We start from the raw sequence: 14,511 nt of genomic DNA, 5'->3' as shown, positions 1-14,511 counted from the left end.
AATGAAGTTATTATTTAAAATTGAATAATCAATTCTTATCATAATAAGAAATATTCATTACATTGACATAGAGAAAAAATTTGTGAATTAGTTAAAAAAACAAAAAAATATCACATGAATTTTATGCAAACTCATACTATGAAGTAACCTATCTTTACTTACAACATCTGAGAAAAGGCGTGTTATGTCGTTCATAAATGAAACAAAAGAATTATCAAAAAGCATTGCTGAGGGAAACATTTCTTTAGTCATAATAATTATTTTTATCCTTTTATTCATGAAAAACAAAGAGATTAGAGAGCTACTTTCTTCATTTAAAGACCTGGCATTAAATAAATACAAAAAATATGGTGACGATTATATATCTTTCTCCAAAGAAGAAAACACCATTGAATTTAATTTTATAAAAAGAAAAACAAAAGATATTTTGCTCATTAAATTGACAGGAATACGAGATTACAATAGTCGAAGAATTTATATGTTTTTATTATCTAAGCCATATAGATGCGATATTCTTGAAGGCCAATTAAAAGAAATAGTGACATACATAAATCACGAAGATAAAAAATTTTCCATAGATTTCCAGCGATATACAAAAGACCGGAGAACATACCTTTTTATATCAATAATTTCATTGCTATTAATGTTATCATCAATCTGTATATCGGTATTTCAATTCTCTTCAAAACCCGAAACAAGTCATATCTTTCCCTATGTACTAGTAGCAGTAACAGAACTTTCATGGCTTTGGTTTTATAATAAGCTACCTAAAAGAAAAAAAATGCAAGATTACGCTAATAAATTAGCACAAATAGATGCGAGTGAATTCAAATAAATAGCGTTATAGAAAACAAGCCCTGTTATTACAGGGCAATCTGTTAATGATAAAAAACACTCAGAACGGGATCTCCGAATCCCAATCCATTTCCTCTTCTTCCGGTAATGCAGCAGGTTGCACTGCCGGAGTCGCCTTTCTTTCCTTATTGGCGGGTTGGGAAGGCTGTGGCTTCGGTGCTGGCTTATGCCCCACCTGCTGAGCAGCCGCCTGTTTTACATCGCCACGACTTCCCAGCATCTGCATCGTGCCATTGACACTCACTACCACTTCGGTTGAATAGCGATCCTGCCCTTGTTGATCCTGCCACTTGCGCGTTTGCAACTGGCCTTCAATATAGACCTGAGCGCCTTTTTGCAGGTATTCCGCCGCGATTTCCGCTAACTTGCCGAAAATTACCACCCGGTGCCATTCGGTTTTCTCCCGAATTTCGCCCGTTTGTTTATCCCGCCAGTTTTCGGAGGTCGCCAGTGACAGCGTTGCTACAGTGCCACCGGTAGGCAAGTAGCGGATTTCCGGAGCTTGCCCCAGGAAACCGACTAAAATCACCTTGTTAATTCCACGTGAAGACATACCCATTTCCTCTCTGTTACGATGACTGACGTTGTGTCCAGCGCCCTTGTTTCAGGGCAAACTCCGCCTGTTCACGGCTGGCAAAATATTCCATAGACTCACGGGAGCAGGGTACGCCGCCCTCTGTCGTGCCGATATAAAAGCCCGCACGGGTTTGCAACACCGTTAACGGTAATTGCTTATGACAATATTGCAGTGCCAGAAAACCAATTGGTGCAACATTCATAGCGGTATCCTGTTATTTGATAAAGGGACCTGCCCTGAATACGACGATTCAGGGCAAGTCAAAGGGATAACAAATATCAGAAAGAGTTTTCTGCATATTCTGTTTGTGAGACACCGTTCTGTGGCGGTGTCGAGTCGGGCTGTTCGGCCTGATAGACTTTGTTCTGACCGATTTTAATCCAGTCCACCTTGATCAAACGGGCTTTCAGGCTAACGCGCTGTTCACCAGCATGATCCCCGCGTTTCAGGGTGAAAATATCGGTAGACGGGTTGCTTAAGGTGAAGCCCAGCAACACTTTTTTGTCCTCATCCACCGATTTCTGGCAACGGGCGATCAGACTGGTCGCCTCCTTGCCGACCACGGTAATATCAAAACGCACATAGACCGGATTATCACTGGGACCATTTAACGCATTGATCACGCAGCTCAGGAACGTGCCATTGGCCGTGCTGACATGGCGGATATTATTCAAATAGCCCAACCCTTTAATATTCAGGTTGAAATAGTCATTTTTGGTTAACGAAGTTGCGTTCTCAGACATACGATTTTCTCCATGGAGGTAAAGAATAAGGTGCAACGGAGAAAATCCCCTTCCCTGACGGGAATGATTTTCCCCGCCGGGTGTCAGACAGGTACGTTGCTGACGTTCTGATAAAGAATAATGAACCTTCATTGTCGTTGGACTGACAATATCTGCTTCCAAAGGTGGGCAGATGTACCGCGTTGAGGCACTCCCTTTCAGGCTACGGGAGTTTTACAGCCACCCGGAGGCGATCGTTACAGGCTCCTCGATCATTTAAGAAACAGGTTGATTCTTAAAGCATCCCGTCAGCACGTCAATCAACAACCAGATCTTCATGTCCGTTGATTTGCCCGCCTGACTTTGCGCGATTGCGTGACCGCTTTGTCATTCAGCATGCCTTTACAGGCTGGATAGTTCACGCAACCCCAGAACGGCGAGGTTTTTCCCTGCCGTTGCCGCATCCGGCCGCCACAGTTCGGGCAGGCCGGGGTTTTCGGCAACGTCAGATGAAGGGGTTGTGCCTTACCCCGTTCGACTAAATGCAAAATCCACTGCGCCTGTTTTTGCATAAAAACCGCCAGTGATGTCTTACCCTGCGCAATATCCTCCAGCGACTGCTCCCATAACGCGGTCATGCCTGGATTGGTCAGTACCTCTGGCAATCCGGCAATCAGTTCCTGCGCCAATGGCGTCGCGTGGATCGCTTTCTTTTTCCGCTCAATTAACTGGCGTTTAAACAAGGTATCCAGGATCCCAGCCCGGGTCGCTTCTGTACCTAACCCGGCACTTTCTCGCAAGATTTGTTTCAGTTGCGGATCACTGACCAGACTGGCGGCATTTTTCATCGCGGCAATCAACGTCCCTTCAGTAAACGGTGCCGGCGGTTTGGTATGGAGTGACTGAATGTTCGCCTCAATCACCTGACACCGGTCGCCCTGATTAAGGGCCGGTAGCGGTAAATCGGCTTCCTTTTCTTCCTCCTTTCCATTCTCTCCCGCCTCATCGGTAAACAGCGCTTTCCAGCCCGTAATCACATTAACCCGACCTTTTACCCGGAATAATTGCCCGCCGATATCCAGCGTTACCTCAGTTACATCGGTTTCCTGAGCAGGAAGAAATTGTGCCAGGTAATACTGACGGATAAGCTGGTAGATTTTTAGCTCATCGGTCGTTAACCGGATGATATCAAAGACGTGACGCGTGGGAATAATGGCATGGTGAGCCGTGATTTTTGTGTCATCCCAGACACGGGAGACGAGTTGTCTATCCAGTTGGCTGATAATAGCGGTCATAGCCGGGTCGGTTCGCGCCAATGCTGTCAACACGACAGGAATATCAGCCTGCATGGACACGGGCAGATAGCCGCAATCCGTGCGCGGATAAGTGGTCGCTTTATGGGTTTCATACAGGGACTGGGCAATCGCCAGTACCTGACTCGCCCCCATGCCCCAGTGACGGGAAGCGGTCTGCTGCAACGTGCCCAAATCAAAACACAGTGGGGGCGGGGTTTTCTCCCGCTTTTTGCTGACATCCATCACGGTGGCCTGCGTTACCTGCTGACAACGTTGTTGCACAGCCTGCGCCACGGCCTCCCGGATACAGCGTTTCTCTTCATCGCCATCATCCGCTGTGGGCAGCCATTTAGCCTGAAAGCGGAGGTTCTCTTTTTCCAGCTTCGCCGTAACCTGCCAGTAGGATTTTGGCACAAACTGATTGATGGCCTTATCCCGGTTCACCACCAGTGCCAGTGTCGGGGTCTGCACCCGCCCGATGGACAGTACCTCACCAAAACCCAATGCCTGCGCTTTCAGGGTATACAGGCGGGTCAGGTTGATGCCCGTCAGCCAGTCGGCACGTGCCCGCCCCAGTCCGGCCTGATAGAGTGCTGCCGTCTGCTCACCCGGCAATATCGAAGCCAGTGCCTGCCGGATACTGGTTTCATCCAGCGCCGACAGCCACAGCCGCCTGACCGGACCGGTGAAACGGCAATATTCCAGCAACTCGCGGGCAATCACTTCCCCCTCACGGTCGGCATCGGTGGCAATAATCACCTCATCGGCCTGTTTCAATAATTGCTGGATCACGGCAAACTGTCCGGCGGTCTCTTTTTTTACCGACCATTGCCATTGAGCGGGCAACACCGGCAGTACATCCATCCGCCACGGCGGACCAAATTGCTCGCCATAGTGTTCGGGCGCAGCGACCTCCAGCAAATGCCCGATGGCCCAGGTGACAGTAATACCGGAGCCGAAGAGAAATCCCTGCCCGCGCTGTTTCACACCCAAAACTTTGGCAATGTCTTTGGCCTGAGAGGGCTTTTCACACAAATAAAGCGGCATCTTTCCACCTCCATTAACCTTGTTCTGTGGACCGTAATGGGGAGGAGAACGTTGAACGCTGCTTACCTGACAAAATATCGGGATGCGGTTCACCCAACAGCTTAACCGCCTCAAGCCCTGCTGACGTTTTTTCCGCAATATCATGCCGGGTGACAGCCAGTGAACGGTAGGAACGTACAATGCCGTAAATCTGGCGAATGGCACGGCTGCCATTGTGCAGAAAGGCATCACGCTCTACCCGTGGAATCAAACCGTAATGGAAAGCCTGAAACGTTTTCATGGCGAGCTGGTCATAGCCAACCAGCAGCCAGACACAGCGATAACCCAACGGGGAGTGGCTGTAGACGCCGATATTCAGCGGTTCGACAGAGGAAACAGAGGATAAGGTGATCTGCTGTGGTACAGCATTCAGGGTATCCTGCAAAGTGGCAATACTCTGCTGGAGGTTGGTGAAAGCCGACTCCAGCGCGTGTTCCAGCTTCACCAGCCAGGTATCGGCATATGGATTATCGGCAGCAGAATCCACACTAATAGTGCCCGCGCGTTTGATCACCTGCGGCATCCCGAGAATACCTGAAAATTTTCGTGGATTGCTGATCTCTTCCCGCCTGCGCCCTGCCCAAAGCCGGATCGCATAGTGGGTATGCAGTTCAATCGTTAATGAGGAGGTTAAGACTCCAGCGCGTAAACGTGGCTGGGAGGGTGATTTGTCTTCTGAATCAGACATGCACAAAGACTCCTGTTTGGCCTTGATAGGTCTGTGGAACTATCAGGGCAAAGGAGGCTGTAACTCAATGGATAACCAGTTATGGGCAACGGGAAAAAGAGTGAATTTTATTGAACATGAAAAAAGATTGTTTTTTAGTCACTGTTGGCAGTGCCAACAGTGTGCAAATTTTAACCGGAATTTATGGCAATTCGTCTGTACTATCGTGAGGCCCCAAAAAACGATCACCGTTAAAATGGATCATGTGATCAGGATTATCTGCAATCCAGACCTCCGTTTCCCATGCAATATCCGCTGCATTCTTTTTAAACTCAGTAGAATCAGGGAAAGCCGTTACATATACCAACCCCACTTTGCATGTTGTCAGCACGTTTTCCAACTCCAACTTGCGCTTTGGAGATATTGGCCCATGGCTTGTTACCGCTTCAATCAAAAAAAGCCATTCTCTTTTTTCATCGTAAACAACTAAATCTGGAAGTTTATCGTGAGACATAGGAGGAACCCCCAGCATTTCCAGTATGGTGGTTTCCAATATCATTAATTTCCCTCCCTCTTCACGACTACTCGCTGTATCTCCTATGTACAATACCTTGCCACCTTTTCCAATAAATCGTGGACAAAATTCATGTACAATATCAGCATGTAATTGGTTGTGTTTACCAGGCGATAATTTAATTTCTTGGCCATTAGGCAGTGTGACCGGAATTTTCAATAAATCCAAATTACGCCGATAGAGTTCCTGAAGGTTTGGCAATACAGCTTTATATTCTTCAATTTTTTGTTTCCAACTACCACTTGGAAATTCCTGTAATATTTCCAGGATAGGTTTATTCAAGGAATAATTGTTATCCTTACTGTTTGTTGCTCTTGAAGGATTATCTCTATTACGATCAACAATACGAGCCTGCTCAAATTGGTGAAGAGTTTGACGACGTATTGTTTCTCTACTATTAGGCTTATAATCTTGTCCATAGTTTTCGCGGATAAATTGCATAATATCCACAGTAGGTAATAAAGGTGCTTGTGCCCGGTGCCAATCATCATGAGGTTTGATATTGGCCAAAGAAAGGAATACCCAAGCAGAACGATCATTGTATTGTGCTTTTGGCATTCCCAGAGCTTGAAGAAGTATCTTAGCCTGCTGTAGCTTTTCTTGTTTCTTGTCCATCTTTGATGATATTCCTATATTTTTAAAAAATACTCTAAAAGTGTATCTATCTGTTCTTGAATGATTGTTTCATTAGATCGGAATGACATGCCTATCTTTTGAATAATGTCACGCGTTGGCAATTTTAACAGCCTGATCTCTGTAGCATTCACTTGAGTATTTCCCGACATGCACCGGAAATATTTATCCAACAAAGTAGAGTTAAACAACACGGCTAGACCATAAGCCTCTGCTTGACTCAGTGGCCCGTCTTGATGCCCTATATAGTTTAAATGATTTTCTAGAGCTATCCGCTTTCCAGGCATATGACTAGGATCATGCACTCCAGCAACCAATCTGCGTTTTTCGTCCTTAGAACTAAAACGTTTTAAGATGACATATGGCTGGTTTTTAGAGGTATGTTTCTCATGACCATCAAGCAACATGAATCGGGCATCTTTTTTATTTTCTCCTGTCCACTCTGTCTTGAACGCTTTCACGTTATGCATTCTCAGAAGAGGAATACTGCCGTGGATGTTGTCTGATTCAATGATAAATTCCTTGGTTCGATGCTCTACTACTGGACCTGTTGAGATAAAATAACCATTATTCTCAAAACTGGATGGCCAGTATTCTACATCAGTCAAAATTTGGGCATCTTCCAGACTCTCTGGTATTCGGATGATCTCATAACCATTCGATGTGTCTATCAATTGGGCAGCTGGATAAGTATTGTTTTTATCTTTATTAAGATCATCATAGCCCGTTGAAGTGTAAACTTTGATAGAAGCGTTTTGAGACGCTTTACGATAAAAGCAGATAATATTCTCTTGCAGTACCGCCTGTTCCCGAAATAGCTGACTGCGAGAGCGGAAAATGTGAATCCTCTCAAGGCTCATTGTCCTATTCAAATAATGGCGAAATCCCTTAAAATATAATCCATTAGTGAAGCTACGGGGGACAATAGCAACCATTTGTCCATCATCTTCCATACAAGAAGCTACTATAGCCATAAAAGAAGCATAGATATTAGGATTACCTGCATATAGATCTGCCGTAGCACCAGCATAGGGAGACGTTTTAGTATTATATTTAAAATATGGAGGATTGATTAAAGACACATGAAATGGCGCTTCTTTACGATCAGGCCGTGCCAAGACAAAATCTTCATATCGAATGTCAAAAGTAAATATACCATCGGCTTCTTTGAAGGTCTCAGCTACTCGCTGCATATTTGATTCTAATTGAGATAAAATACCGCTATCAATTTCATACAAAACAGCATGAACCTGTTTGTTTCCCTGAGCTAAACATCGCATAGCGGCATGGATGGTCAGAATTCCTGCCCCAGCTCCCGCATCAAGTAAACGTACAATTGGGATATCCACAAAAGTTAACATCGATGCCATATAATCAGCCACAGCGCTACCAGTGAAATATTGGCCAAACTCTTTTTTCAAATGTTCAGGTTTAGCAGTTAAGTAGTCAGACTGTTTAAGTTCTATTGCTTCAATCATTAAAGTGGCCTTTCAATCACAAAACATGGGGGATACTAGACTGACATGATGTTTCATTCAATTGTATACGTAGGTTTACACTTAAAAACCCAGCGATAAAGTAAGAATTCACTCAATAATCAGTGCAAAAAGAGCATTTTTTATTCGCTATTCGCAGTATTAATAGTAATTAATTTTCAGTCACAATTGATACCGCCAACAATGTACAAATTTCAATCTCTGTTGGCACTGCCAACACCGTACAATTTTTATTCAGCATTACCCTGATTGTATCTCACTAAATTTAGCCGCTGACGAATATCCTTCACTACACTGCGCACATGTTCTTGCGAGGATGGTGATACTGAACGGTGAGCTTCATCAATCAATTCAACATGCTGCCTTGCAGATTCAGCAACGGTAACAACGGGGTCAGACTGACCGGACTGAGCATACAATTTCCCTTCACGGGCTCGCTTCATCATCGCCAACAGCCATCCCACCGGATTACTGATTTTTCCTGCTCTTAAGGCCTTGCCCAGACTGCTTAACATCGCTTGTCCCTGCTCTACCGGCAGAGCTTGCAGCTGATGGGTTAACATCACCGCATCTTCTGGCTCCAGCTGCCTGCAAAGCCCTTCTGGCAGAGAAATGGCTGATTGCTGATCAACGTACGTTTTTTTATTCACACTCTGTGTGAAAGAACGTACGTTACCGTTCGGTTTAGCTGATCCACTATAAGACGTTGATTTAAGACTGAGTTCGGATACCGAATTCAGCTCAACCTGCCCCGTTAGTGGACTCAGTTCGGTTTCCGAACCCAGCTGAATTCCCCTGAGTTCGGTTTGCACCGCTTCCTTTCGCAACTCAGATCCCAGCTTCTGGCGCATGACGCTTTGCTGCGGCGTCTGTACGGCATTCAATCTTTCTTCCAGCAGGCGAATATGACTGTGACGATGGCGCATCAGCGGGTCGTCTTTAATATCGGTCAGGACGTCCCAGGCCGTCTGGCTGATGGTGCGGTTTTTACTGCGACAGGCTTCCGACACGGTATCCAGCCAGTGGGGATCGAGAATTTCGGCATCACGGCAGGTCAGCGGCTCATCGTGTTGGGCATAGATATTGCCCCGCACCCGCCCGTGTTCATCGCGGATGCGCTTGCATAAACTCAGCCAGCCGGTGATTCGCAGCATCAGTAATACCCGGCTGACGGTTTCACGGGACGCCTTACCTTTATAGGGTGAAGCCAGCAACACCTGCAATTCATCATAGCTGGGGAAAACCGCCCCTTCATTTTGTTGTGCATACAGGCGGATCATCATCCAGCCCGTTTTATCCAGCGGCGACAGGCGGTTATCCAGTAACAGGCGGCGGGGATAGGCATCCTGCATATTGCCCATAAACAGCAGACCACTGCGCAGTTGTGAAACGTCATCGCCCGCGCGTTGTTCCAGACGGATTTTCATCTTAGCAATGGTATGTGCAATTATGCTGTCTGCGGACAGGTTTATCATGATCCCATTTCTCCGGCGTTAAGCCTTAAAAAATAATGTCAGGGCTGCACCCTGTAACAAAGACAAGGTGCAGAATGACACGACTTCAATATTTACGATTTACGAATTTCATTGTTGTAACGTTCATGGAGCATCAGCTCCCACGATTGCCCGTTATCACGGCTTAACAACCGCCAGAACAACCCCACATTGATTTTCAGATACCTGTTGCCTTTTTCTTTCAGCCGGACGTAATTGCGCTCGCCCCGCTGGTAGCATCGCACCTGATGTTGCGCCTTGCGACGCAATGACATTGATGCCGTCAGGGGCACATGCAGGCCGGGCATCATTTCCGTTAATTTTCCTGACATCGTTTCCTTCATTCCCTGTTTTATGCCTGTTTTTTTACCGGCATCGCTTCACCCCTCTGCTGCCAGTCCTTCACTGCACGCCAGACAGACGTCAGCGAGACCGCATGGTGTTCAGCCATCTCCATCATGATATCCAGCCCTTCGGCACTGTCCGCATCGGCAATCGTTGCCGCCTGCCAGCGCTGCCACAGGTCACGGTTTTCATCTTCCGTCAATGGCGAGCCGCGCCCCGGCCGGACTGCCATGCCGGCGATGCGTCGCCGGGCGGCGATTTCCAGACTGGACAGGCCAAAAAAATAGTGCATCAGCTCAATAGAGCCGCCTAATTCCAGTGCCCGGTCAATCCGTTTCATCCGCTGCTGCTCGATACGTGCCTGTTGTAAGAGACGCACCAAATTAGTGTGATGAATATGGACATTCAGCACCGACACCGGGCTGTTGCCTAAGTAATGCAAGTCTTCAATCGTCAGGCTCTGCAACATCAGCATCTCTGCGGGTGCCAGCCCCAATGCCTCGCAACGGCGGATATAGCCGTTCTTCAAATCCATCACCAGCTGCATCAGCAGGCTGTTGGTGGCATGCGATAAATGATTCATACACTTCCTCCATTATCAGGCCAGTCAAAACGCAATGAATGAACAACACACTGAAAAACAGGCACCCCGCACCGACATCACTACATCGTCAACGTCTCCGGTACAATCTCACGCTGAAGCTCACGCAAGCGGCGAATAACCCGGATAAGCCGCAGAAATTTCACGGCCTGGGTATCATCCAGCAGAGGCGATTCTTCCCGCCAGGCGGTGCCAATCAGGACAGCCTTCAGCGTCAGTTCACTGCTGCCAGCTGTGGTTTCTCCGGTCAGGGTGTGCAATAAACGCGAAAAAGGATGGGCATTTTGCGTATTCACCAGACCAAATCCCGCCGAACCCACCTCCGATTCCGACAGCAAATCGCTGTCACAGCCCATCACTTCCGCCAGTTCAAACGCCAGCCGGAATGCCATGTTTTGCAGGTGCTCGATATCATCCTGCATTGGGGAAATCTCCCAGACCGAACTGACCGGCTCCAGCCCGGTTTGGGCAAGATGCAGACATTCACCTTCAGGAACAGGCAAGCCCGGTTCAGACAGGTTATTCGTGCTATCCGGCTGATAAGGCGGAATAACCGGATTTTTTCGGGAAGACGTGGCTGGCGTTTGTGCTTTATCGACCGGAGCGTGTTCTACTTCAGGTGCCTGCACCTTATCAGTGTCGGGTTGAGCAATTATTCGTGGATTCGATTCCCTGTTTAGCACTCGAACCTGCGCCGTGTTATCCGTCTCAGATTCTTCCGGCATCGGTACACTCTCAAACGCCGTAGCCTGCTCGCCAAAGAGCTGCCGACGGTTACTTTCCTTCGGATCTAATTCCAGTACCCAGCGGTCGTAATTGAGTAACGGGTGTGGCAGGGCCTGCAATAAATCGCCAATCAGCTCATCCCGAAACATTTCCGGTGACCAAACCTCCGGCGCATCAAACTTGCGGCAGCAGGCACCAAAAACTTCATCAAAGGTCAGGGTAGGCTCCGTGTTTATACTGGTGACATGCTGTTGCCAGACCATATCTGCATTTTGGCGTAACACCAATAAAAGGCGTATCTGCGGTGTTCCCAGCCCAGAGCCGAGCAAATTAGACATCCACGGGTACAGGTACTGCACGGTATCTTCCATCCGGCTGATATGGCTGGCACTGACGGGGAAACCAGCTTCACTGAGCAGAGCGGATAGTTCCCGCAGAGAGATTTTCTGCTGTTTCTGTTCCTCGTAAATGGCCCTGGCCTTGCAGACGCCCAACGCTTTTTCAATAAAGCTGAGATCGCCCCGCAGTTCGTTTTCCGCCAGATGCCCGATCACACACTGTAAACGCCCCGGCCATGGCTTAAACAGGCAATGCACCCGATAAAAACGTTCATCCCCGGTTTCCTGCCACAGCTCGGACAGAATTTGATAGCGCGTATTCCCGCCATCACTGAAGATGTAGGCCTCGTCACCGTCCGGATCACGCGTCACTTTCGGCACCGTATCCAGCCCACGGGCTTTGATCGACGCCTTGATATCGTCATAACGCGGGTTGCGACTGGTGCGGGGGTTATCCGGATTGGGGCGTAGCTGATCTAATGTCAATACCATCGGCATTTCCGCCATCGGCGGGCTGTCATTAAGGGTAGCCACGGCCTGTCGCCCCTGCTGTAACAAAGCATGGCCTAAATTCAATGTATTGCGTCCCATCATTTACCTCCTGTAGCCATCTAAATCAGAAAAACGCGTATATTGGCCGTCAAACCGCACACGCACCGTGCCTGTCGGTCCCTGACGCTGCTTACCAATAATGATTTCGGCAATCCCAATATCCGGGGTTTCCTCGTGATAGGCTTCATCGCGGTAAAGATGCAATATCAAGTCAGCGTCCTGCTCCAGTGAGCCGGAATCGCGCAGATCCCCATTATTGGGACGTTTATCCGGGCGATTTTCGACTTGCCGGTTAAGCTGGGACAGCGCCAGTATGGGACAACCCAGTTCTTTGCCCAACGCTTTCAGGCTGCGGGAGATATCGGCAATTTCCTGAGTGCGGTTTTCCTGTCCGGGGGCGCACATCAACTGGACGTAATCCACCATAATCAAGGCAGGTTTACCGTATTGGCGGGTATAGCGGCGGGCACGGGCACGCAATAGCGCGGGGGTCTGGTGACTGCAATCATCGATAATCAGCCGCTGATCCCATTGCGCAAACTGATCCAGACTCTGGCTGATGCGTCCCCACTGTTCATCATCCAGCAGGCCACTGCGCAGCGCGGTTAATGCCACACTACCTTCCATGGCGGACAGACGCAGCATCAGCTGAGCCGTCGGCATTTCCAGGCTGAAAATCTGTACCACCGCATCATCCCGATGTCGCAGTGCACCAAGACAAAAGGCCAGCCCCAGCGCGGTTTTCCCCATGGAAGGACGGGCAGCCAGCAAAATGAGGTCACCTGCCTGTAAACCACAGGTCATTTCATCCAGTTGCTGAAATCCCGTTGGCGTACCGGTAATCCCGTTGCTGCCCTGTATGCGCTCCAGATGGGAAATCAGGGCATCTGCGCCTTGCAGAAGAGTCACAGCCTGATGTTGCCGAACGGCGCCTTTTTCCGCCAGATTAAACAGCTGACTTTCTGCCTGCTCAATCAGGGTTTCTGACAGAATATTGGGCTGGAAGACTTCCGCGCTGAGGGATTTACCCAGTGCCAGTAACTGACGTAACCGGCTTTTTTCTGCCACAATGCGGGCATATTCCTCAATATTGGCGGCACTCGGTGTGTTCTTACACACTTCCGCCACATAAGCAAAACCACCGACGCTGTCTATCTGCCCCCGCTGTGTCAGCCTGTCGGTCAGGGTGATCAGATCAAACGGACAGCTTTTTTCGCTCAGCTCCGCAATAACCTGATAGATTATTCGGTGTGCCGGGAAGAAAAAATCGTCGGCTGCCAGCAGCTGAACAACGCTATCCCAGCGATCATTTTCTAGGACCAGTCCGCCAATCACGCCCACTTCGGCATAAGCGTAGCTAGGCTCCGATTCACTGATGGCTTGTAACGCATCATGATCCCGATTCATTGGTCACCTCCCTGTTGACGGTATTCCAGATAACATTCATTGCGCGTTCCCCGTCGGTTGGTTGACCAGCACAGCATCAAATTTCGCAGCCCATTCGGGGAACAGTTCACAGGCCAGACTGTGCATGGTCTGGGCGGCGGCGGGACTTTTGCGGGGAGTTTTATATTCCAGGCGATGAACGGGCTGGGCACGAACATGCCCCAGTTTGTAGATATCCAGCAGATCTATCCGGGTTTTCAGCAACTGGTAAACCTTTCTGCCACCCAACGCTGACGCATCATACCGTTGCTGGTCGATAATATCGGTCAGTTCATTGAGCGTGTCCCGATCTAAATTAGTATTTTCAATGCCATTGGCCAGTATCTGGATCAACGGTAGCTGAATACCGTAATTTTCAAAGGATTGTAGTCGGGTCAGCATCCGCAACGTACCGCGCAGGAACTCCCGTACATCCGGCAGGATGGGTTTAATTATCCCCAGCACATACTGAGTTGCAGTCAGTACCACCAGCTCCGTCATCACGCCGGTCGAGCCTTTGGAGTCAATCAGAATGACGTCATATTGTTGAAAGAGCGGATGTTGCAGAATATTGCGCAGACGCAAACGACCATCCGGGGCGTGTAGCATCGCGGTCGGCAGGAGTTCATCGGGATCATTGGAAACAAGGATATCAAGGTGACGGATCGTCGAGCGGGAAATGATCCGCTTCGATTCCCTTAGATCCACCGTCTGCATTAACAATTCATACAGCCCTGCCGGGGCTTCATAGTCCAGGTTAAAAATACTGCTGGACGTGGGTTGTGAATAATCGGCATCAATCAGGAGAGTGCGTAGACCGGAATCAGCAAAAAATCCGGCTAAGTTCGCGGCGTGTGTGGACTTACCTTCGCCGCCTTTGGGGGAAATGATGGGAAGTATCTTCATTTGTACACTCATTAAAGTTAAGCGTACAAATCGGGCAAATTAGGAGATTTTACATTGAATTAACTTACGATGGGATTGAAAATCCCCGTGTCGGTGGTTCGATTCCGAGTCCGGGCACCACTTCAACTTCCAGTGAAGTCCAGCCCAGTAAAACAATTTCTGTCAAACCTAGCAAAATCAACACCCTTTCTTATTTTTACGTCTAGTTTCGTCTGTTGCA

Annotated in this window: 14 protein-coding genes; 1 reads left to right on the top strand and 13 read right to left on the bottom strand. The window is 48.3% G+C overall.

The window, feature by feature from the left end:
• Positions 1-184: 184 nt before the first annotated feature.
• Positions 185-835, top strand: a complete 651-nt coding sequence (locus tag IQ209_RS12765; protein ID WP_193851658.1) for a hypothetical protein — start codon at positions 185-187, stop codon at positions 833-835.
• A 60-nt stretch (positions 836-895) separates the two neighbouring features.
• Here the strand turns inward: IQ209_RS12765 and ssb are convergent, their stop codons facing one another.
• From ssb to IQ209_RS12700, 13 genes are all read right to left on the bottom strand, one after another.
• Complete coding sequence (gene ssb / locus IQ209_RS12760; protein WP_193851657.1) at positions 896-1,408, bottom strand: single-stranded DNA-binding protein; 513 nt, start codon at positions 1,406-1,408, stop codon at positions 896-898.
• 16 nt (positions 1,409-1,424) lie between these two features.
• Positions 1,425-1,634: a hypothetical protein gene (locus IQ209_RS12755; RefSeq protein WP_193851656.1), complete on the bottom strand. Its 210-nt coding sequence runs from the start codon at positions 1,632-1,634 to the stop codon at positions 1,425-1,427.
• A 76-nt stretch (positions 1,635-1,710) separates the two neighbouring features.
• Positions 1,711-2,175: an STY4534 family ICE replication protein gene (locus IQ209_RS12750; protein ID WP_193851655.1), complete on the bottom strand. Its 465-nt coding sequence runs from the start codon at positions 2,173-2,175 to the stop codon at positions 1,711-1,713.
• Between the two features lie 314 nt (positions 2,176-2,489).
• Positions 2,490-4,496, bottom strand: coding sequence for a DNA topoisomerase III (locus IQ209_RS12745; RefSeq protein WP_193851654.1), 2,007 nt, complete (start codon positions 4,494-4,496; stop codon positions 2,490-2,492).
• A gap of 13 nt (positions 4,497-4,509) precedes the next feature.
• Positions 4,510-5,223 carry a PFL_4669 family integrating conjugative element protein gene (locus IQ209_RS12740; RefSeq protein ID WP_193851653.1) on the bottom strand — a complete coding sequence of 238 codons (714 nt, stop codon included), beginning with the start codon at positions 5,221-5,223 and terminating at the stop codon, positions 4,510-4,512.
• A 181-nt stretch (positions 5,224-5,404) separates the two neighbouring features.
• Complete coding sequence (locus tag IQ209_RS12735; protein WP_193851652.1) at positions 5,405-6,391, bottom strand: BsuBI/PstI family type II restriction endonuclease; 987 nt, start codon at positions 6,389-6,391, stop codon at positions 5,405-5,407.
• Positions 6,392-6,405: 14 nt separating this feature from the next.
• Positions 6,406-7,887: an Eco57I restriction-modification methylase domain-containing protein gene (locus IQ209_RS12730; RefSeq protein ID WP_193851651.1), complete on the bottom strand. Its 1,482-nt coding sequence runs from the start codon at positions 7,885-7,887 to the stop codon at positions 6,406-6,408.
• Between the two features lie 248 nt (positions 7,888-8,135).
• Complete coding sequence (locus IQ209_RS12725; protein WP_193851650.1) at positions 8,136-9,380, bottom strand: STY4528 family pathogenicity island replication protein; 1,245 nt, start codon at positions 9,378-9,380, stop codon at positions 8,136-8,138.
• Between the two features lie 92 nt (positions 9,381-9,472).
• Positions 9,473-9,730, bottom strand: a complete 258-nt coding sequence (locus tag IQ209_RS12720; RefSeq protein ID WP_193851649.1) for a hypothetical protein — start codon at positions 9,728-9,730, stop codon at positions 9,473-9,475.
• Between the two features lie 20 nt (positions 9,731-9,750).
• Positions 9,751-10,326 (bottom strand): DUF2857 domain-containing protein, encoded by a 576-nt coding sequence (locus tag IQ209_RS12715; protein WP_193851648.1) that lies wholly within the window; start codon positions 10,324-10,326, stop codon positions 9,751-9,753.
• A gap of 80 nt (positions 10,327-10,406) precedes the next feature.
• Positions 10,407-11,999, bottom strand: coding sequence for a ParB family protein (locus IQ209_RS12710; RefSeq protein ID WP_193851647.1), 1,593 nt, complete (start codon positions 11,997-11,999; stop codon positions 10,407-10,409).
• A 3-nt stretch (positions 12,000-12,002) separates the two neighbouring features.
• Positions 12,003-13,367, bottom strand: a complete 1,365-nt coding sequence (dnaB-PI, locus tag IQ209_RS12705) for an SPI-7-type island replicative DNA helicase (protein ID WP_193851646.1) — start codon at positions 13,365-13,367, stop codon at positions 12,003-12,005.
• A gap of 36 nt (positions 13,368-13,403) precedes the next feature.
• On the bottom strand, positions 13,404-14,291 hold the full coding sequence (locus IQ209_RS12700; RefSeq protein ID WP_193851645.1) for a ParA family protein: 888 nt from the start codon (positions 14,289-14,291) through the stop codon (positions 13,404-13,406).
• Positions 14,292-14,511: the final 220 nt, after the last annotated feature.

It is taken from the genome of Xenorhabdus sp. BG5 (assembly GCF_015163665.1).
GTDB lineage: Bacteria > Pseudomonadota > Gammaproteobacteria > Enterobacterales > Enterobacteriaceae > Xenorhabdus.
This window is presented reverse-complemented; position numbering and strand designations above follow the sequence as displayed.